Here is a 19,402-nt window from a genome sequence, read left to right as displayed (position 1 = left end):
CGCTGAACGCCTTCGAGATCACCTTCGACGGCCGACTCTCCGCCGGCCGCCGCTAACTCAACCCAACCGAGTTACACCGTTCACTGGACAGACCCGCCCGTCGAGTTCGAGGCGCCGTGCGCCCGCGGGGAGCAGCGCGGTGACGCTGTGGGGGGCGATGGTGACGCCGAGGCCGGCGGCGACGAAATGATGATGGTGTGCCAGTTGGAGCACACCTGGGCGACCCGGACATCGTTGCCGGTGTCCCGGATGGGCTGGGTGTTCACCTCGAAGGCGTGGGCTCCCGCCGAGCGCGGGAACAGGATCAGGGGGTCGGCGGCCAGCGCCGCCGCGTTCACCCGGCCGTTCCCGGCGGCAGGGTGGTCGGTGGGGACGACCGCGACGAGGCGTTCCGTTGTCAGGAGGGCGAGGTCGATGTCGTCGCGTCGCGTTCGTATTGGACACCTGGGTGGGCGGAGCCGGAGGCTGACGTGGTGCCGTTCAGGGAAGGGAACCGCCCGGGCGTGGATCCCGGCCGATGGACTGGTCGGCCACCGCCGGACTCGAACGCGATCCCAACTACTACGCGGTGGATCCCCGCGGCTACACCCTCACCTCCGACTTCACCGCGACAGCGACCGCCAAGGCGTCGATCGAGGGCGAACTGGGCATCGCCTACAAGCACGAGACGCGGCGCGATCCGCTGCTGACCATCAAGCCGGCGACCTGCGTGACGGTGTACGCGGTCGTGCTGTGCCCCTCGCTGACGGTGTACAGGCGGTCACCTGGTCCATGGCACCCGGATCGCTGGGCACCGTCGACCAGAGCGGCCTCTACACCCCGCCGCACCCGCGCCCCGGCCAGTACGTCGACCTGGTCACCGCCACCACCGCCGGCACGCCCACCTGCCCGCCGGCCACCGTTCGGGCGGCCGTCCACCACGGGGCGAGCCTGCCGGGTGCCCCCAAGAAGCCCGCGATCAGCCCGGACGGCTCGACCGTCACCTGGACCGCTCCCTCCGACGGCGGCAGCGCCATCGAGGAGTACGTGGTGACCGTGGACCACGATCCCAGCAACCCTGCCGGCACCGAAACCGTCCTGGGAACCGTGCCCGGCACCTCGACGACACTGACCATCCCCGCCGACCGCGTCGCGCAGATCGAAGCGAACCATGCCAGGGTGCGGGTCACAGCGGTGAACAGCCGCGGGCAAGGCCCCGCCTCCGCCCTGTCACACCCCGCCCCGTCCACCAACCTCCTGCCCTTCGTGGCCCCCGCGAAGGGAACCGCGAACGGCGGCACCCTCCACGTGACGCCCCACATGGTGAACGTGGGCGAGAGCGATGCCACGAACGTCCGCTACCAGCTCAGCTACCCCGAGGCCTTCAGCAGCCCCACCAAGCCGTCCACGTGCACCGTCGACACCGCGCAGCGGCTCCTCACCTGCGACATGACGGACATCGCCGCCGGCCACCAGACGATCACTCCGCTGATCTCGTTCATCGTCGGCCGGCTGACCCCGGGCACCGGCTACCCGCTGACCATGACCCGCCTCTCGGCCAGCCCCTACCCGAGCGACCCCAACAACGGCACCATGACCCTGCTCTGCACCGCCGACACCTCCGGAGAGGTCACCTGCGCCTGACGGTTTCGAGCGGCACGGCACCGAGCCGCAGGGCCGGTCGGACCGAAGCTTGCCTCGGTCCGACCGGCCCGTCGTCGCCGTTCACCGGTTCACGTCGACATCGCGGAACGCACGACCTGCCGGCCGGTGCCCACGTCCGTGAGGTGCCCCGGGGCGACCTGAGGATCGACCCCCGGCGCTGAGGCCCGACCGCGCCCCAAGGGTGGTGCGGCCGCTGCCGCCCGCCGTCCTGGTCGTCGCACCGGGACGGCGGGCGGCTTCACGGATGGGGGTCACGCCCCGCAGTTGGTGTGCCGCCGGAGTACTTCCAGGTCGTTGAACACGCCGCCCCAGGTGACACACGCGCCCTTCGCGTATATGTAGACGGGGCCGGCATACTTCGTGTAGTTCCCGGAGTCGGTGACCCGGGAACCGGGGGTGTCGTCACGTTCTATGTACACCGTGATGGACCGCGTCGTGGTCTGGTTGTCCTTTATCCCGACGACGCAATTCTTGCCGGTGGCGGCCGAGTAGGTCAGGTAGACCGTCACCTCCTCGGTCGTCGACTGGATGCCGAACCAGCTCTTGACGTTGTACCCGCTCCCACATGCGCCGTTGTAGGCAACGGTGGCGGCGCTGGCAGTGCCGGGGATCGCCACGACGGTGGCCGCGGAGATCGCCAGCAGACCGGCGGCCGCGGCCATTCGGCGCCCCGGTCGGGTGATTCGGATTGATCGAGTCCTTTTGATGTTCATTTCCCCCTCTTTTCCGACTTCTTACGGTGAGGCTAGCGCGGTGCGCCAGGCTCCAGAAGAGGAACATTCGGCCACGTTCGGCCGCGACCATGAAATCAATACCGGGAAATCGGAGGATCAGATTTCAGTTCGGCACATCTCGCCCGGCCGACGGCACGGCCGGCGGCCGGGGCCGGCCCTGCGGTGCGCGGAGTGCGGGGTGCGGGGTGCGGGGTGCGGTGCGGGCGCGGATCGACCGGACAGGCCTAGTCGACGAGGGCCCGCTCCCACAGCAGTTCGTCCCGCCAGTGCCCGTCGAGAAGGATCGAGAAGTGGGCGACACCGTACGGGCTGAACCCGTTGCGGCGCAGTACCCGCTGCGACGGCAGGTTCTCCAGCTGTGTGGACGCCTCGGCGCGGCGCAGTCCGAGCTCGTCCCTCATCTCCCGGAGTACGAGCTCGACGGCGCGTCCGGCGTGCCCTTGGTTCTGGGCGGCGCTGCCGATCCAGTACCCGACGGAGGCGCGGCGCAGGTGGGCCTGCGGCAGGATGCCTCCGACGGTGACCTGCCCGACCACCTGGTCGTCGGCGAGCACCACGCCCGGCCAGAGCGTGCCGGCCCGGTGGCCGGCCAGCAGCTTGTCGATCCGCTCCGCCTGGCCCCGCGGGGTGAGGGACTCGGCCGGCTGGGCCGGTTCCCATCGCCGGAAGGCCTCGGCGTCCCGCGTCCGGTGCGCGGCGATCGGGGCGGCGTCGCTGGGCTCGATCAGGCGGATCCTGGTGGTGCTGGGCATGGGTCGGTCCTCGTCGCGGTGCGTCGGGTGAAGCGGCCAGCCTATGCAACGGCCGTGGCGCGGCCGTTGGCCTCTGGCCCGGCCCGACCCGGCCACTGCGTCTCGTCTCCGCTCAGGACCGGTCAGGACCGGAAGACACACGATCGGCGGTGGTCTAGGCTGAACGGCCACGATCCGGCAGGGGACGATCCTTGGGGGCCGACCGCGTGATCTCCTTCTTCCTCCGCCGCGACCACGCCGCTGCTCAAGGACGGGAAAGGACGGGATCTGTGCGATGAGCTTACGGTTCGGCGTGAATCTGACGAAGCTCGAGGACCGGGCCTCCTGGAGGGAGAAGTGCCGGCGTGCCGAGGGCCTCGGCTACGACGTGATCACCGTGCCCGACCACATCGGCATGCCCTCGCCCTTCCTGGCGTGTGCCATGGCCGCCGAGGCGACGAGTAGCGTCCGGGTCGGCACGTTCGTGAGCAACACCTCGTTCTACAGCCCGGCCTTGTTCGCCAGGGATGTCGTCACCGCCGCCCGACTCACCGGCGGGCGGCTGGAGGTCGGGCTCGGTGCGGGATGGAAGAAGCCCGAGTTCGACCAGGCCGGAGTTCCGTTCGAGGCGTCGGGCAAACGCGTCGATCGACTCGTCGCGACCCTGGACGAGGTGACCCGCGTGACCGGTTCCGACCGGCCGCCCCTGATGATCGGCGGCAATGGCGACCGGGTGCTGCGACTGGCCGCCCGGCACGCCGACATCGTGTCCTTCGCCGGTACCAGGTTCGACCCGCAGGGCCGGGGCATGCGGTACCTGACGGAACGCCGGATGGACGAACGGGTGGCGCTGGTCGAGGCGGAACTGCGCGCGGCGGGTCGGGAGGCGGTGCGCCGGAACATCATCGTCCTGCGCACCGAGGTGACCGGTGACCGTCAGGCCGCGCTGGAGGACTACTCCCGCTTCCTGCAGGGCACGCTGAGTCCGGAGCAGGTCGGCGCGCTGCCCGCCGTGCTGATCGGGAGTGCGGCGCAGATCGCCGAGCAACTGCTCGCTCGTCGGGAGCGGTTCGGCTTCGACTACGTGGTCGTGCAGGAGGCGGCGCTCGACGCGTTCGCCGAGGTGATCGCACGGTTCGGCTGACCTGGGCGGAGGGGGGACGGGCCTGGGCGGAGGGGGACGGGCGGGAGCCCGGTGCTCAGTGCCGTGCGGCCCGGCCCGCCGCGCTACACCCCGTCGCCGCCGGTGGCCCAGGTGCCCGTCGGCGCGTCGGGCGGTACGAGGCCGAGCGCCGTGCTGACCCGGTCGGCCGGCGCCTCGGCGCCCTCGGCGTTGCGGGCCAGCAGGGTGCGGGCCAGTTCCCCGGCGTCGACGCCCACCAGGGCGGCGCGGAGGCGTGCGGCCAGCCGGTCGACTTCGCGTTCCAGTACCTGCTGTGCGCCATCCGCCGGCAGCGGGGGCAGCGTCTCGCCGTCCACCTGCCGCATCAGGCCCTCGGTGATCGCGGTGACGACGTCGGTGAGCGGAAGCGGGTTGACGGCCAGTGTCAGATGGACGCTGGGTGAGCCGGGCAGCGCGACGCCCGCGTGGAGCCAGCCCGCCGGCAGCCACAGCACGTCCAGCGGCCGCAGGAGCACCTCTTCCACCGGCGCGTCGGCCGAGGGCCGCACCTGCCAGCGCTTGGCGCCCGCGAGCTGGACGAGGAACGCGCTGTAGGGGTCGGTGTGTTCGGCGAAACCCTGGGCGGCGTCCGGCGTCAGGTAGGCGTTGACGAAGACCCGGGCGCCCAGCTCGCGCGCGAGCGAGCGGGCGAGTCTGCCCGCTGGCGGGTGGAACCGCTGGATTCCCTGGAGGACCAGGGTCGATCCCCGGCCCAGCTGCCGGGCGATCCCTTCGGGGTCGGCGAGTTGCCCGACGGTCGAGGTCGTTTCGGAGCCGGACGCCAGCGTGTAGTGACGGGGGTTGACCAATCTTCCGTCCCGCGCCATCCGGAACGCCGGCATCCGCAACCCGCGGTCGGCGACGAGCTCGTCCACGTCGTCCGGGGACAGCACCGCGCGCACCGCCTCGTGCGCCGTCGCCGTCATGGCACGGGCCGGCCAGCCGTCGGAGAACTCGCCGACAGAGAAGCCCAGTTCACGCAGCCTCACAGGGCCTCCCGCCCGTTCGTCACCACACGGCTTGCGATCCGTCAGGCATCGTAGGCGACCGCACGACGCCGGGACACACCCCGTTCCGGACCGATTCGCGCACATCCGCGGGAGGCGTCGTCGCATCGTTCCGCCACCTGTTCCGACACCGCACAGTCTGGATACGGTCTGACGGGCAGTCACGACACGGGAGGATCTGCGATGCGCGAAGCGGTCTCGAGGAACGTCGACCTCTCCTGGGGACGTCCGGAGGTGCGGCCGCAGGACGACCTCTTCCGTCACGTCAACGGCCGCTGGCTCGACGAGTCCGTCATTCCCGAGGACCGCGCCGTCGCCGGATCGCTCGCCGACCTGCGCGACGGCGCCGAGCTGCACCTGCGGGAGATCGTGGAGCGGGCAGCGGCCGGGGACACGCCGGAGGGCAGCGACGAGCGCCGCATCGGCGACCTGTACGCCGCTTTCCTCGACGAGCAGCGGGTCGAGGAGCTCGGCGCGGCACCCCTGCGGCCGGCCCTCGATCTGATCGCCGCCGCCGACTCCGGCCCGGCCCTCGCCCGGGTCCTGGGGCAGTTGCAGCGCCGCGGGGCGACCGGCCTCTTCACCGCGTACGTGGACACCGACGCGCACCGGCCCGACCGCTGTCTCGTCCACCTCCACCAGGCCGGGCTCGGCCTGCCGGACGAGTCGTACTACCGGGAGGAGTCCTCAGTCTCCGTCCGCGCCGCCTACCGCGCGCACATCGAGACGATGCTGAAGCTCACCGGTGCGACCGATCCGGCCGGCACCGCCGGACGCGTCGTCGCGCTGGAGACACGGATCGCCTCGGCGCACTGGGACCGGGTGAAGGCCCGCGACGCGGTGCGCGCCTACACCCTCCTCGACCGTTCCGGCCTGGACGCCCTGGCCCCGGCCTTCGACTGGGACGCCTGGCGGGAAGGGATCGGGGCGCCCGCTTCGGCGCTCGCCGAAGTCGTGGTCCGGCAGCCCGGCTTCCTCGAAGAGCTCTCCACGCTCTGGGCGCGGACGCCGGTCGCGTGCCGGCAGGCGTGGCTGTCCTGGCAGCTGGTCCGTACGACCGCGCCGCTGTTGAGCAGCGCCTTCGCCGAGGAGCACTTCGCCTTCTACGGGACCGCCCTGACCGGCGTTCCCGAGCAGCGCGAGCGGTGGCAGCGCGGGTTGGACCTGGTCGAGTCCGGACTCGGCTACGCGCTGGGCCGCCTCTACGTCGCCGAGCACTTCCCGCCGCGCTCCAAGGAGCTGGTGCTCGAACTCATCGGCAACCTCGTGGCCGCGCACCGGCACGGCATCAGGGCCCTGCCCTGGATGAGGCCGGAGACCAAGGACCGCGCCCTGGAGAAGCTGGACGCCTTCACGTCGATGATCGGATACCCCGACCGCTGGCGCGACTACAGTGCCCTGACGGTGCGCCGCGACGACCCGGTCGGCAACGCGCAGCGCGCCGCGGCCTTCGAGTTCGACCGGGAACTGGCCGGACTCGGCGCCCCGGCGGACCGCGACGAGTGGTCCAAGACCCCGCAGACGGTCAACGCGTACTACAGCGCCGGGATGAACCAGATCGTCTTCCCGGCCGCGATCCTCCAGCCCCCGTTCTTCGACCCCGAGGCCGACGCGGCCGTGAACTACGGGGCCATCGGAGCCGTCATAGGCCACGAGATAGGCCACGGCTTCGACGACCAGGGCTCGAAGTACGACGGCACCGGCGCCCTCCGGGAGTGGTGGACCGAGGCCGACCGCGCCGCCTTCGACGAGCGGGCCGCCGCGCTGATCGCGCAGTTCGACGCGCTGGAGCCGGAGCAGGCGCCCGGGCAGCACGTCAACGGCGCGCTGACGGTCGGCGAGAACATCGGCGACATCGGCGGCTTGACCATGGCCTACCGCGCCTACCTCCGGTCGCTCGACGGTGCCGAACCACCGGTCGTCGACGGCCTCACCGGCGCACAGCGGTTCTTCCTCAGCTGGGCGCGCGTCTGGCGGTTCAAGGCCCGCGATGCCGAGGTCCGACGGAGGCTGGTGGTCGATTCGCACTCCCCGGCGGAGTTCCGCTGCAACGCCGCCGTGCGCAACCTCGCGGAGTTCCACGAGGCCTTCGGTGTCCGCGAGGGCGACGGGATGTGGCGGGACCCGGCCGACCGGGTACGCATCTGGTAACCGGGCACCCGCCCCTCGCCCGCCTGCCCGCCTGCCCGCCGGGACGCCGGGACGCCGGGACGCCACGGTGTCCCCGACCGCTCGACCACGCCACCTCACCGCCCGCCCCACACACGTCTGGAGACCCCGCTGCGATGACCACGGCAACCTTCGAAGACCTGCGCGAGCTGATGGCGATGATGGTGGGCGACGAGAAGCACCGGGAGGCGGCGATCTCCACCGTCGACGCCCTGTGGGTCCTGTACGACCGCGTCCTGCGCGTCACCCCCGAGATGGCCGAGGACCGGGACCGGTTCTTCCTCTCCAAGGGCCACGGCCCCATGGCCTACTACGCGGTGCTGGCCGCGAGGGGCTTCATCGACCCCGCCGAGCTGCGCCGGTTCGGCACCTTCCGCTCCCCGCTCGGCATGCACCCGGACCGGTCCCTCGTGCCCGGCGTCGAGATATCCAGCGGCTCGCTCGGCCACGGGCTGCCGCTGGCCGTGGGCACGGCGCTGGGGCTGCGCGCCCGCGGCATTCCGTCCGACGTGTGGGTCCTCATCGGCGACGGCGAGCTGGACGAGGGCTCCAACCATGAGGCGATCGCCTACGCGGGCCGCGTCGGCCTGGAGCGGCTCCACGTGATCGTGGTCGACAACCATTCCGCGAGCCACGGCTGGCCGGGCGGCATGGAGAAGCGTTTCGAGGTCGAGGGCTGGTCGACGGTACGGGCGGACGGCCGGGACCACGACGAGCTGGAGGCGGCCTTCCGCGCCCCGCACCCCGGCGCTCCACGGCTCGTGGTGGCCGACACCGGGGTGCGGTGACACCGGAGCGCGGTGACACCCGTTCCGCACCGCACCGCACCGCACCGCACCGCGGCCGTCGCCGCCCCGAGCCGGCCGACCCCGCCACGGCCGACCCACCCCGTCGTGAACCCAAGGAGGACCCCCATGGCCGGAATCATGCGTGAGCGCTTCGTCGAGGTGTCCACGCGGCTGCTGGACAGCCACGAGCGGTTGGCGGTGCTGACCGCCGACCTGACGTCAGCCCTCTTCGACGGCGCCCGCGAGCGCCACCCGCACCGGGTGCTGAACTTCGGCATCCGTGAACAACTCCTGATCAGCGCCGCCGGCGGCCTCGCGCTCGCCGGGATGCGGCCGATCGCGCACAGCTTCGCGCCGTTCCTGGTCGAGCGGCCCTTCGAGCAGATCAAGCTGGACCTCAACCACCAGGGAGTCGGGGCGGTGCTGGTCAGCGCCGGGGCCTCCTACGACATCGCGAACAGCGGACGCACCCACCAGTCGCCCGGTGACGTCGCGCTGCTGTCGACGCTGCCCGACTGGACGATCGACGTCCCCGGCCACGCCGACGAGGCCGAGGCGCAGTTACGGGAGGCGGCCGACGGCGACGGGTTGGTCTACCTGCGTCTGTCGAACCAGTCCAACGCGCACGCCCACGGCATCGTCGACGGCCGTCCGCACCGCGGCTTGCGCAGGTTGCGGCACGGCACGACGGCCGTCGTCATCGCCGTCGGCCCGCTGGCCGACGCGGTTCTGGCCGCGACCGAGGGACTGGACGTCACCGTGCTGTACGCGTCCACCGTCCGGCCCTTCGACGCCGTCGCGCTGCGGGCGGCCGTCGCGGACCAGCGGGAGCCGGCCGTCGTCCTGGTCGAGCCGTACCTCGCCGGCACCTCGGTCCCGGAGGTCGTGGACGCGCTGGGCGACCTGTCGCACCGGGTGCTCGGACTCGGCGTCGGCCGTGACGAGTTGCGCAACTACGGCTCGCCCCGCCAGCACGCCATCGCCCACGGTCTGGACAGCGCCGGACTGCGCCGCGCCGTCGTCGGGTTCCTCGGCGAGAAGTAGCACCCGCTGCGGCCCGGCCCGGGCTGCCACGGCAGCCCGGGCCGGGGCGCTCCGCCGCGCGGTCGTCCTGGTCAGTCCCGGCCGCGCAGCGCGGGCGTGAGCACCGGCGGCAGGGACAGCACGATCAGGGCGAAGACGGCCCACAGGGCGGCGCGGGTGCCGGCCCACTGGGCAAGCGCGCCGCCGAGCAGGCCGCCCAGTGGCATGGCGCCCCAGGTCAGTACGCGCATCGAGGCGTTCATCCGGCCGAGCAGCTCGGGCGGGCAGACGCCTTGGCGGTAGCTCAGCTGGGCGACGTTGCGCAGGGAGATGCCGACGGCGAAGACGAACGAGCCCACCGGGTAGAGCAGGATGAGCCAGCCGTGGCCGGTGAAGGGCAGCAGCAGGACGAAGGGCACGATGGCCAGGCTCGGCACCCAGATGGTGCGGGCGGTCCCGAGCCTGCGGATCACCGGCCGCGCGGCCAGACTGCCCACGAATCCGCCGATGCCGTCCCCGACCAGCAGCAGGCCGTAGAGCCCCGGACTCATCCCCAAGTCCCGGACGAGCATGATCGGTTGGACGGCCAGCAGTGCGGTGGTCGCCAGGCACAGCAGCACGCCGCTGGAGACGAGCACGCGCAGCACCGGGTGGTGGAGGACGTAGCGCAGTCCCACGGCGATCTGCTGGCGCAGCGAGCCGTGCGCCGTCTGCTCCGGCTGCGGCTCGGAACGCCGGATCGCGCCGATGGAGGCGGCGGAGACGAGGAAGCTGACCGCGTCCACCATGAGGGCGCCGACCGGTCCGGCCGCCTGGACCAGCCAGCCGCAGACCGCCGGGCCGCTGAACTCGGCGCCCCGGTTGGCCGTCTGCAGCACCGCGTTGCCCTCCGTCAGCCGGTCGCGTCCGACCAGGAACGGCAGGTACGACAGGTGGGCGACGTCGAAGAACACCGTGGCCGTGCCGGCCAGCATCGCCACCGCGTACAACTGGGCCAGCGTGAGGACGCCGAACGCGTAGGCCAGCGGTATCGAGGCCAGCAGGGCGAATCGCAGCAGGTCGGCCGCGACGAGCACCGGTCGGCGCCGCATCCGGTCCACCCACGCCCCGGCCGGCAGGCCGGCCACGGCGACCGGGATGGTGGAGGCCGCCGTGAGCAGGCCCATCTGGAAGGCCGAGGCGTGAAAGGTGCTCAGGGCCACCAGCGGTATCGCCAGCATGGTGACCTGGCTGCCGAACTGGCTGACGGTGTCGCCGGTGAGCAGCAGTTGGAAGCCCCGGTGGGCGCGCAGCAGGGATCGGGCCGGCGCGGCGGCTGTCGCGGGAGGCTTGGACGAGGTGGTCATGACAGGGGTCTCCCCACGGATCGGGCCGTCGTGCGGGTGTGTCGGGGCGCGCGAAGAGCCTCCAGCAGACCGGCGAGGGCCCTTTCGCGCCCCGAGCGTAGAGCATGTGCGGCGGGCTCCCGGCGGTTTCCGGACCACCCGGCGCCGCGGACGGGAGGCCCCCGGGAGCCTCCTCGAACGTGACGTCTCACGACCCGACGAACCGGATCCTCCCGTCGGGCACGCGGGGTTGACCGTCGACAGGGATCGGCCTTACGTTTTTAGTGACTGACCGTCAATTCATATGGGAAGACGGGGAATCAGTCACTCGCGACGAGACGAGGAGATCATTGTGAGCATCGACACCCTGATCACGCCCACCGAGGACGAGCTGCGCGCCGCGGCGATCGACGAGCTCGACGAGTTCGACGGCGACGCTCCGATGCTCATGCAGAACATCGACTTCGCCTGACAGTCGCGCACATCCACGACGTGACCGACGGTTGGGCGGCCGGTGCCACCCAACCGTCGGCCACGGTGTCAACTCGTGACGGGAGAGCCACCGGTGCCGGTGAGCACGCTGACTGATCTGCTGGAGGACGGCAGCGACCTGCGCACGGCGTACCACGGGAGTGAAACCCTGGTCCTGCGCGACGCGGTCGCCCTCGACGGGCTGCCGCGCATCAGCGACATCCTCGCGCTGATCGACGGCAGCCTGCTGCGCCGCCCCTACTTCTCCGTCCTCCAGGAGGGCCTGGCGCCCTCCGACAGCGAGGTCCTGGCGACCCGCGAGGTCGCCGGCAGCCGCGTCGACGGGTTCATCGACCCCGTCGGAGTGGGCCGACAACTCGCGGACGGCGCCACCCTCAAGCTCAACCAGGTCGAGGACTGGCACCCCTTCCTCCGGGACGTCAACGACGCGCTCAACGCGGTCTTCCCCGCCGAGTCGAAGGCGTTCCTCTTCTACACGCCGGCGGGCAAGCGCGGCATGCTCCCGCACCGCGACGGCTCCCGCGTCGTCGCCGTCCAGCTCGAAGGCGCCAAGGAATGGCACCTGTACGACGCGCCCCCGGAGGCCAGTGCCGGGCTGGATGTGGACACCTCCGAGGAGCAGGTCGTCGTCCTCGAACCCGGCGACCTCCTCTACCTGCCGCACGGCACCGGGCACGCCGCCACCGCGATCGACCGCGCCTCCCTGCACGTGACCTTCACGCTCACCGAGCCCTCGCCGTCGGCACTGGTGCAGGCGTACATCGACGCGTGGATCGCCTCCGGCCGCCCCGCCGGGGCCGGCCGTGACGCCACCTCAGCGCTCGCCCGGGCCGCCGCGCTGCTGGCCGACCTCAAGGACTTCGCCTCCGGCGTCGACAGCGCCACGCTCGTCGACCGGGCCCTCACCACCGCACGCCTGCGGGACGGATCACGATGACGCGGACCGAACCCCACGCCGACGTCGACACCGGCCTCGCCGGCTGGCTCGCCGAACGCCGCGACGGCCCGACCGCCCGCACGGCCCTGTCCGACGGCACGGGCCTGTTCGGCGGCATCGCGCTGTCCGACGGCATGGCGCTGCCGACCGCCGCCGACGTGCTCGGCACGATCGACTGCGGCCTGCTCGCCCACCCCTACCTGGAGGTCTACCGGGGCGGCGCCCGGCTGCCGGCCACCGAGGTCTTCACGGCTCGCAGGGTCCAGAACCACAAGGTCACCGGCTTCGTCCACCACCGCAACGTCACCGGGCAGTACCGGGCCGGCGCCGTCCTGCGGCTGCCGTCCGTCACCGACTGGCTGGCACCCGCACGACCTGCCCTCGAAACCGTCCGCGCGGTGCTCGGCCGGCACATCGAGGCGACCGCCTACCTCGCGGCGGCCGGATCCCCGGTGGCGTACGCCGAGGCGACCGTGGACGCCGTCGTCCTCGTGTGCTCCGGCAGCGTCGCCTGGCACGCCGGCGAGGCGGACTCCGCGCCGCTGGAGGCCGCGGCCCGCACCGCCGTGTACGTTCCGGCCGGCACCACCCGAGGCGCCCTCGCCGGCGACAGCGGGGACTGCCTGCTGCTCGTCCTCGCCGAACGGCCGCCGGCCACGGCCGAGATCGTCAAGGCCCTGCGGCGGGCCGGCTCCGCCCACGTGGAGCAGCAGGAGACCCACCGGAGCCACCACCTGATGCCCGTCGACCGGAAAGCGGACTGGGTGCTCGGCGAACTCGCCGGACACTTCGCCGCCATGGACCCGGCCGACCTGCTGCGCCTCGCCGCCGGCCGCCCTTGACGGGCCCGACCACCGACGGCCCGGGGCCCCCGGCCGCGACGAAAGCCCCGCGTCGGCCGCCGGACGCCGGACGCCCCCGACCAGCGGGCCCAACCGGAGGATCTCCCGTGGACCAGAGCCTCGCCCTGCGCAGCCGTTCCCTCGACGAGGTCGAGTGGCTGGCGCAGTCGCTGTTGGAACGGGTCGGTGTCACCCGGGTCGGCGACGTGACCGACCTGGACGTCCTCGGCATCCCGGTCTACCACTCCGTGCGCCCGCTGGCCGCCCCCGGACTCAACACCGTCACCAGCGGGAAGGGCTACACCCGTCAGGGGGCCCGGGTCTCGGCGATGATGGAGGCCATCGAACGTCGCTACTGCGAACCGGACGGCCGCCCCGAACCGCCGCTACCGTACGAGGTCATGAGCGAGCGGATGCCGACGCTCGACCCCCGGCGGCTCGTCCCCCGCCGCGGCCACCACTGGACGCCGCAGACACCCACCACCTGGTGGCCGATGCACTGCCTGCGCAACGACGTCGACATCGCGGTGCCCGCGGTCGCCGTCTTCACGCCCTTCCCCCACGAGGGCGGACTGATGTCCTCCAACACCATCGGCCTGGCCGCGGGCAACGACCCCGTCGACGCCACCGTGCAGGCGCTGTACGAGGTCATCGAACACGACAGCACGGCCTTCGGCGAGAAGCTCGGTCTCGGCCACCTCGTGCCGCTCGACACCCTCCCCGACGCGCACCGGGAACTCGTCGAGCGCTTCGAGCGGGCCTCGATCAGCGTCACCGTCCACGCCTACACCGGCGCCCTGCCCGTCCCCACCTTCCTCGTCACCACCGACGACACCCACTCCCGCGACGGCATGCTCTTCACCGGAGGAGCGGGCTGCCACCTCAACCCGGAGATCGCCCTGATGCGGGCGCTCACCGAGGCCGCGCAGTCCCGCCTCATCGTGATCGCCGGGGCGCGCGAGGACCTGGAGGGCCAGGCGTACCGGCGCCACGCCTCGTACGACGAACTGCGCGACTACCTCCACGCCTGGAGCGAGGGCCGGCCGTGGCTGCCGTTCCACGCGATCCCCGACCGCGGCTCCGGCGACAACGCGGTCGACCTGGCGTTCCTGCTCGACATGCTCGGGGAGCACGGCCTGCACCTCGTCCTGCGCACCAGCCTGGCCCCCGAGGGCCTTCCCTTCTCCATCGTCAAGGTCGTCGTACCGGGCAGCGAGTTCACCCACGTCGACCACCTGCGGGCCGGCGTGCGCCTGCTCAAGGCCCGCACGGCGGAACGACCGGATTGGACGGCGGCATGGCGGTGACACTGACGGTGTACGCAGGCAGTTCCCTACTGCCCCGGGACACGCGACAGCTGTGCGGAACCGCCGACTCCCTCGGGATCGACCTGGCCGTGCGGCCACCGATCATCCGCGGCGACCTGCTGCGGACCCCGGTCGAGGGCAAGTGGAACAACCGCGCCCTGATCCTGGACGGGGAGTTCGGCCAGAACCTCTCGGTCTCCGTCACCGAGATCCGCGAGTACCTCGGACGCGGCCTCTACCTCGCCGGTGCCTCGTCCATGGGCGCACTGCGCGCCGTGGAATGCCGCACGCTCGGCATGATCCAGCACGGATGGGTCTGCGAGCAGTACCTCGCCGGGCACGTCGAGGCCGACGCCGAGGTCTCCCTGCTGATGGACCCGGTCACCAGCGAAGCCCTCACCGTGCCGCTCATCAACGTGCGGTGGCTGCTGCAGCACCTGGTCGAACGCGGCGAGCTGGACACCGCGACCGCCGCGACCGCCCTGGAGGCCGCCCGACGCGTGAACTACCGCGCCCGAATCCCCGAGGCGCTCGCCAACGCCTTCCGGCGCGCCCTGCCCGCCGACGCCTCGGATCTGCTGGCACGGCAGTTGGAACCCGACACGATCCCCGACTGGGACCGCAAGCGGCTCGACGGCATCGAAGCCGTCGAGGCCGAACTGCACGCCCTCGCCCGCTTCCCCGCCCACACCTGACACCTGACACCTGACACCTGACACCTGACACCGGCCCGGCCCCGGCCCCGGTCCCGGCCCCCGGGGCCGCGCACACCTCCGGGACCCGGCAGCCACTGTGGCCTCTCCCACCTGCGAATTCAACGAATTGTGACGCGAACACCTCCGCGTGCTGCGGGGGCGTTTCGTCTTCGTGTCCACATGCCCTGATCCCTGGTGCCACCTGTCGCTCGCACACAGACTGGCTTCTGCACGGTCGTGCAGCCACCCCTTGGATCGAGGAAGTTCCATCCGCATGCCCAGTTCCCCCAGACCCGGCGCTCCCCAGCCGCACCCGCCGCATCCGGTGGGGAGGTGCCGTCCGTGCTCCGGTACGTGACACGCAGGGCGGCGGGCTGGTTCCTGGTGATCGCCGTGGCCACCAACGCCACGTATTTCCTGGCCAGTTGGTTCCTCGACCCGCGTTCGAACTTCAAGGAGCTGCGCCCGGTCCGCACCGAGGAGCAGATCTCCCGGGCCCTGGCCCCCTACAACCTCGACCCGCACGAGCCGCTGCTCCACCGCTGGTGGGACTGGCTGACCGGGGTGGTCCTGCGCTTCGACTGGGGCCGCTCCCCCGTCGGGGTCCGGGTGAACGGGGAGATCGGCTACCGCTCCCTGGTCAGCGCCGAACTGGTGATCGGCGCGACGGTCCTGTCCGTCGTCGTCGGTGTCGCGCTCGCGGTCCACACCGCCTCGCGCCAGTACGGCTGGCGGGACCGGGCCGCCCAGGCCCTGTCCATGGCGCTCTTCAACGTCCCGGTGTCCATCGCCGCCCTCGCCCTGGTGCTGCTGGCCATCCGGCTGAACGAACAGGCGGGTTGGCACTTCCTGTACGTCGCGGGGGAGAACTCGCCCGACGTGGAAGGGTTCTGGGCGACGATCGGCGACCGGCTGCTGCACCTGATCCTGCCGACGCTGACGCTCACCCTGACGGGGTACGTGGGCTACCACCTCACCCAGCGCTCCCTGCTGCTGGACGTCATCGGCTCCGACTTCGTGCGCACCGCCCGGGCCACCGGGCTCACCCGCGCCCAGGCGATCCGCCGGCACGCCCTGCGCACCGCTCTGATCCCCACCGCCCAGTCCGTGGCCTTCAGCATCCCGGCCGTCTTCACCGGCGCGGTCCTCACGGAGACGATCTTCGGCTGGAACGGCATGGGCCAGTACTTCATCCAGACCATCAGCAAGAACGACGTGCACGGCACCGTGGCGACCGCCGCCTTCGCCGCCGCCCTGACCGCGGTCGGCGCGATCCTCGCGGACATCGCCACCGTTCTTCTCGACCCGAGGGTGCGGGTGAGCTGAGATGGGCACCCCTGTGAGTCCCGACGCGACCGCCGAAGGCGTCCCGGCCACCGACCCCGGGTCGGCCACCGGTCCGCTGCTCACCGAACAGGACGGGCGGGACGGGCGAGGCGTGCACGACCGGCACGACGGTCGCTACCTGGGACGGCGCCGCCTCTACCTGCGGCGCTTCCTGCGCAACCGGACCGCCGTCGCCGGCGTGGTGATCTTCCTGCTGCTCGTGCTGTTCAGCGCGCTCGGCGACCTGTTCACCCCGTACGGCTACGCGGACACCGACTTCTCGGCCCTGACCCAGTCCCCCGGCGCCGAGCACTGGTTCGGCACCAACCAGGGCGGCAACGACGTCTACGCCGCCGCCGTGCACGGCCTCCAGCGCTCGCTGGTGATCGCGGTGACCGTCTCCCTGCTGACCGTCGCCATCGCCGCGGTCGTGGGCGCGGGCGCCGCCTACTTCGGGGGCCGGGTGGAGAAGGCCACCCTCGCCCTCATCCACTTCCTGCTGATCGTGCCCTCCTTCCTGATCCTCGCCCTGGTCTCGCACCGGCTCGCCGGCGACTGGCGGGTCCTCGTCCTCGTCCTGACGGTGTTCGGCTGGATGTCCACCGCCCGGGTGGTCTGGTCGGTGTCGACGTCCCTGCGCGAACGCGACTACGTGCGCGCCGCGGAGTACATGGGCGTACGCCCCCTGCGCATCGTGGTGCGCCACATCATCCCCAACCTGGGCTCCCTGCTCATCGTCAACCTCACCCTGGGCGTGGTCTCCACCGTGCTCAGCGAGACCGCCCTGTCCTTCCTCGGCTTCGGCGTCCAGACCCCCGACGTGTCGCTGGGCACGATGCTCGCCGACGGCGCGGGCACCATCACCAGCGCCCCCTGGCTCTTCGCCTTCCCCGCCGGGCTGACCGTACTGCTCACCGTCTCGATGACCTTCGTCGGCGACGGTCTGCGCGACGCCCTCGACCCCACGTCCACCACCGGCGCGGCCGGAGGCCGACGATGACCCTCGCACCCGCCCACCGCACCGGGCCCACGGCCGGACCCACCGGCCTCACCGACCCCACTGGCCTCAGCGGTCTCAGCGGCCTCACCAGGCCCGCACCCGTCCTGTCCGTACGCGACCTGCGGGTCTCCTTTCCCTCCGAGGCCGGACCGGTGGAGGCCGTGCGCGGCGTCGACTTCGACCTCCTGCCCGGGCGCACCCTGGGCATCGTCGGCGAATCCGGCTCCGGCAAGTCCGCCACCGCCCTCGCCGTCATGGGCCTGCTGCCGCCCACCACGCGGCTCGGCGGCCGGATCCTGCTGGGCGGCCGCGACCTGGCCGCCATGGACGACAAGGAACTCTCCCGGGTGCGCGGCAAGGACATCGGCATGGTCTTCCAGGACCCGATGTCCGCGCTCACGCCCATCTTCAGCGTCGGCCGGCTGCTCTCCGAGGCCCTGCGCGTGCACCGGGAGCTGTCCAGGAAGGACGCCTGGGAGCAGGCGGTGGAACTGCTCGACCTGGTCGGCATCCCCGACCCGCGCGAACGCGCCAAAGCGTTCCCGCACGAGTTCTCCGGCGGCATGCGCCAACGCGTCGTCATCGCGCTGGCCATCGCCAACAAACCCTCGGTGCTCGTCGCCGACGAGCCCACCACGGCGCTCGACGTCACCGTCCAGGCCCAGATCCTCGACGTGCTGCGCCTGGCCCAGCGCGAGACCGGTGCCGGTCTCGTCCTGATCACCCACGACCTGGGCGTGGTGGCCGGCCACGCCGACGACGTCGCCGTCATGTACGCCGGACGGATCGTCGAGCACGCGAGCGTCGACGAGCTCTTCCGCCGTCCGACGATGCCCTACACCGCCCGACTGCTGGCCAGCGTCCCGACCGTGGACGGCGGTGTCCAACGGCCCCTGGTCCCGGTCGGCGGAGAGCCGCCGTCCCTGGTCGGCCTGCCCGGCGGCTGCCCCTTCGCGCCGCGCTGCGCGGTGGCCCTGGACGTGTGCCGGACCACCGAACCGGACCTGACCGCGCCGGACTCGACCACGCCGAACCTGACCACGCCGAACCTGACCGCACCGGCCGGGCAGCCCGGGCGCGCCGCCTGCCACCGCGCGCAGGAGATCGCCGACGGAAGCCTCGACCCGGTCGGGGCGGCCGCCCCCGTGCCACCGGCCGCGTCCGGAGAGCGGACGGCCGGCGACGTGGTCCTGCGCGTCGAGGACCTGGTCAAGACCTTCCCCGTCACCAAGGGGGCCCTGCTCAAGCGCCGAGTGGGGACCCTGCACGCGGTCAACCACGTCAGCTTCGAACTGCGCGCGGGCGAAACCCTGGGCCTGGTCGGGGAGTCCGGCAGCGGAAAGACCACCACGCTGCGCGAGGTGCTGCGGCTGCGCGCCCCCGAGGGCGGCCGCATCGAAGTGGCCGGCACCGACGTCGCCACGCTGCGGTCGGCCGCCCAGGTGCGCGAGCTGCGGCGCGAGGTCCAGATCGTCCTCCAGGATCCGACGGACGCCCTGGACCCCCGGCTGACCGTCTTCGACCTGCTGGCCGAACCGCTCCAGGCCGCCGGCGCCGACCGGACGGCCATCCGCTCCCGGGTCACCCGGCTCCTCGACCTGGTGGGTCTGGACCGCGCCATGGGCGACCGCTTCCCCGCCGCCCTGTCCGGCGGCCAGCGCCAGCGCGTCGGCATCGCCCGCGCCCTGGCCCGCGAGCCGAGGCTGCTGGTCCTGGACGAGCCGCTGTCCGCCCTGGACGTCTCCGTACAAGCCGAGATCATCAACCTGCTCGCCCGGCTGAAGCGCGAACTGGGCCTGGCCTACCTGGTGGTGGCGCACGACCTGGCCGTGGTGCGCTACTTCTCCGACCGCATCGCGGTGATGTACCTCGGACACGTCGTCGAATCCGGCGCCACCGAGGAGATCTTCGCCCGGCCCCGGCACCCGTACACGAAGGCCCTGCTGTCGGCGATCCCGGTCCCCGACCCGGAACGCGAGCGCCACCGCGAGCGCATCGTCCTCGCGGGCGAGCAGCCCAGCGCCGCCCGGCTGCCGCAGGGCTGCGTGTTCGTCGACCGCTGCCCGCTCCACCGGGAGGCCGACGAGGGCGTACGGACGCGCTGCCGCACCGAACGGCCGGCGACCGTCGGCACCCCGGACGGCTCCGACCACCAGTACGCCTGCCACGCGGTCTGACACCAGCGCCTTCCCTTCCCTTCTCTTCTCTTCCCTTCCCACC

General features: G+C 72.2%; 17 protein-coding genes. 12 read left to right on the top strand and 5 right to left on the bottom strand.

Features of this window, described 5'->3' with window-relative positions; all coding sequences use genetic code 11:
* Positions 1 to 80: 80 nt before the first annotated feature.
* Positions 81 to 401: a LysR substrate-binding domain-containing protein gene (locus tag ACZ6EM_RS26145; RefSeq protein WP_465773364.1), complete on the bottom strand. Its 321-nt coding sequence runs from the start codon at positions 399 to 401 to the stop codon at positions 81 to 83.
* A gap of 370 nt (positions 402 to 771) precedes the next feature.
* Here ACZ6EM_RS26145 and ACZ6EM_RS26140 point away from each other — a divergent pair, with 370 nt between their 5' ends.
* A complete protein-coding gene (locus tag ACZ6EM_RS26140; protein WP_465773360.1) occupies positions 772 to 1,623 on the top strand; it encodes a fibronectin type III domain-containing protein in 852 nt (283 codons plus the stop codon).
* 272 nt (positions 1,624 to 1,895) lie between these two features.
* Here the strand turns inward: ACZ6EM_RS26140 and ACZ6EM_RS26135 are convergent, their stop codons facing one another.
* On the bottom strand, positions 1,896 to 2,357 hold the full coding sequence (locus ACZ6EM_RS26135; RefSeq protein WP_401054732.1) for a spore-associated protein A: 462 nt from the start codon (positions 2,355 to 2,357) through the stop codon (positions 1,896 to 1,898).
* A gap of 245 nt (positions 2,358 to 2,602) precedes the next feature.
* Entirely contained in the window at positions 2,603 to 3,130 is a 528-nt protein-coding gene (locus ACZ6EM_RS26130) for a GNAT family N-acetyltransferase (RefSeq protein WP_401054730.1), read from the bottom strand.
* 292 nt (positions 3,131 to 3,422) lie between these two features.
* Between ACZ6EM_RS26130 and ACZ6EM_RS26125 the strand changes: the two genes are divergently transcribed.
* The gene (locus ACZ6EM_RS26125) at positions 3,423 to 4,253 is read left to right on the top strand and encodes a TIGR03621 family F420-dependent LLM class oxidoreductase (RefSeq protein ID WP_401054728.1); all 831 of its coding nucleotides are present in this window, start codon (positions 3,423 to 3,425) and stop codon (positions 4,251 to 4,253) included.
* A gap of 83 nt (positions 4,254 to 4,336) precedes the next feature.
* On the opposite strand, the gene ACZ6EM_RS26120 is transcribed toward ACZ6EM_RS26125, so the two are convergent.
* A complete protein-coding gene (locus ACZ6EM_RS26120) occupies positions 4,337 to 5,260 on the bottom strand; it encodes a JmjC domain-containing protein (protein ID WP_401048648.1) in 924 nt (307 codons plus the stop codon).
* Between the two features lie 201 nt (positions 5,261 to 5,461).
* On the opposite strand from ACZ6EM_RS26120, the gene ACZ6EM_RS26115 reads away from it, so the two are divergent.
* From ACZ6EM_RS26115 to ACZ6EM_RS26105, 3 genes are all read left to right on the top strand, one after another.
* Positions 5,462 to 7,429 carry a M13 family metallopeptidase gene (locus ACZ6EM_RS26115; protein WP_465773359.1) on the top strand — a complete coding sequence of 656 codons (1,968 nt, stop codon included), beginning with the start codon at positions 5,462 to 5,464 and terminating at the stop codon, positions 7,427 to 7,429.
* Positions 7,430 to 7,563: 134 nt separating this feature from the next.
* Complete coding sequence (locus tag ACZ6EM_RS26110) at positions 7,564 to 8,235, top strand: thiamine pyrophosphate-dependent enzyme (protein ID WP_465773358.1); 672 nt, start codon at positions 7,564 to 7,566, stop codon at positions 8,233 to 8,235.
* Between the two features lie 126 nt (positions 8,236 to 8,361).
* On the top strand, positions 8,362 to 9,279 hold the full coding sequence (locus ACZ6EM_RS26105; RefSeq protein WP_465773357.1) for a transketolase family protein: 918 nt from the start codon (positions 8,362 to 8,364) through the stop codon (positions 9,277 to 9,279).
* 71 nt (positions 9,280 to 9,350) lie between these two features.
* Here the strand turns inward: ACZ6EM_RS26105 and ACZ6EM_RS26100 are convergent, their stop codons facing one another.
* Positions 9,351 to 10,604: an MFS transporter gene (locus ACZ6EM_RS26100; RefSeq protein ID WP_465773356.1), complete on the bottom strand. Its 1,254-nt coding sequence runs from the start codon at positions 10,602 to 10,604 to the stop codon at positions 9,351 to 9,353.
* 550 nt (positions 10,605 to 11,154) lie between these two features.
* Between ACZ6EM_RS26100 and ACZ6EM_RS26095 the strand changes: the two genes are divergently transcribed.
* From ACZ6EM_RS26095 to ACZ6EM_RS26065, 7 genes are all read left to right on the top strand, one after another.
* A complete protein-coding gene (locus ACZ6EM_RS26095) occupies positions 11,155 to 12,012 on the top strand; it encodes a JmjC domain-containing protein (protein ID WP_452177359.1) in 858 nt (285 codons plus the stop codon).
* The gene (locus ACZ6EM_RS26090) at positions 12,009 to 12,854 is read left to right on the top strand and encodes a hypothetical protein (RefSeq protein ID WP_452177358.1); all 846 of its coding nucleotides are present in this window, start codon (positions 12,009 to 12,011) and stop codon (positions 12,852 to 12,854) included. The genes ACZ6EM_RS26095 and ACZ6EM_RS26090 overlap by 4 nt, the downstream gene beginning before the upstream one ends.
* A 107-nt stretch (positions 12,855 to 12,961) precedes the next feature.
* Positions 12,962 to 14,161 carry a YcaO-like family protein gene (locus ACZ6EM_RS26085; RefSeq protein ID WP_452177357.1) on the top strand — a complete coding sequence of 400 codons (1,200 nt, stop codon included), beginning with the start codon at positions 12,962 to 12,964 and terminating at the stop codon, positions 14,159 to 14,161.
* Positions 14,152 to 14,856 carry a TfuA-like protein gene (locus ACZ6EM_RS26080; RefSeq protein ID WP_401055939.1) on the top strand — a complete coding sequence of 235 codons (705 nt, stop codon included), beginning with the start codon at positions 14,152 to 14,154 and terminating at the stop codon, positions 14,854 to 14,856. Before ACZ6EM_RS26085 ends, ACZ6EM_RS26080 begins: the two co-directional genes overlap by 10 nt.
* Before the next feature lie 342 nt (positions 14,857 to 15,198).
* Entirely contained in the window at positions 15,199 to 16,182 is a 984-nt protein-coding gene (locus tag ACZ6EM_RS26075; protein WP_401054395.1) for an ABC transporter permease, read from the top strand.
* A 139-nt stretch (positions 16,183 to 16,321) separates the two neighbouring features.
* On the top strand, positions 16,322 to 17,182 hold the full coding sequence (locus ACZ6EM_RS26070; RefSeq protein ID WP_452177365.1) for an ABC transporter permease: 861 nt from the start codon (positions 16,322 to 16,324) through the stop codon (positions 17,180 to 17,182).
* Complete coding sequence (locus ACZ6EM_RS26065; RefSeq protein WP_465773355.1) at positions 17,179 to 19,359, top strand: dipeptide ABC transporter ATP-binding protein; 2,181 nt, start codon at positions 17,179 to 17,181, stop codon at positions 19,357 to 19,359. Before ACZ6EM_RS26070 ends, ACZ6EM_RS26065 begins: the two co-directional genes overlap by 4 nt.
* Positions 19,360 to 19,402: the final 43 nt, after the last annotated feature.

The organism is Kitasatospora sp. NPDC041917 (assembly GCF_055589745.1).
This window is presented reverse-complemented; position numbering and strand designations above follow the sequence as displayed.

Excerpts from the sequence above, each read along its gene's own strand:
- ACZ6EM_RS26140 (WP_465773360.1), top strand. The coding sequence starts at position 772 with ATGGCACCCGGATCGCTGGGCACCGTCGACCAGAGCGGCCTCTACACC.
- ACZ6EM_RS26135 (WP_401054732.1), bottom strand. The coding sequence starts at position 2,357 with ATGAACATCAAAAGGACTCGATCAATCCGAATCACCCGACCGGGGCGC.
- ACZ6EM_RS26130 (WP_401054730.1), bottom strand. The coding sequence starts at position 3,130 with ATGCCCAGCACCACCAGGATCCGCCTGATCGAGCCCAGCGACGCCGCC.
- ACZ6EM_RS26115 (WP_465773359.1), top strand. The coding sequence starts at position 5,462 with ATGCGCGAAGCGGTCTCGAGGAACGTCGACCTCTCCTGGGGACGTCCG.
- ACZ6EM_RS26110 (WP_465773358.1), top strand. The coding sequence starts at position 7,564 with ATGACCACGGCAACCTTCGAAGACCTGCGCGAGCTGATGGCGATGATG.
- ACZ6EM_RS26105 (WP_465773357.1), top strand. The coding sequence starts at position 8,362 with ATGGCCGGAATCATGCGTGAGCGCTTCGTCGAGGTGTCCACGCGGCTG.
- ACZ6EM_RS26100 (WP_465773356.1), bottom strand. The coding sequence starts at position 10,604 with ATGACCACCTCGTCCAAGCCTCCCGCGACAGCCGCCGCGCCGGCCCGA.
- ACZ6EM_RS26090 (WP_452177358.1), top strand. The coding sequence starts at position 12,009 with ATGACGCGGACCGAACCCCACGCCGACGTCGACACCGGCCTCGCCGGC.
- ACZ6EM_RS26080 (WP_401055939.1), top strand. The coding sequence starts at position 14,152 with ATGGCGGTGACACTGACGGTGTACGCAGGCAGTTCCCTACTGCCCCGG.
- ACZ6EM_RS26065 (WP_465773355.1), top strand. The coding sequence starts at position 17,179 with ATGACCCTCGCACCCGCCCACCGCACCGGGCCCACGGCCGGACCCACC.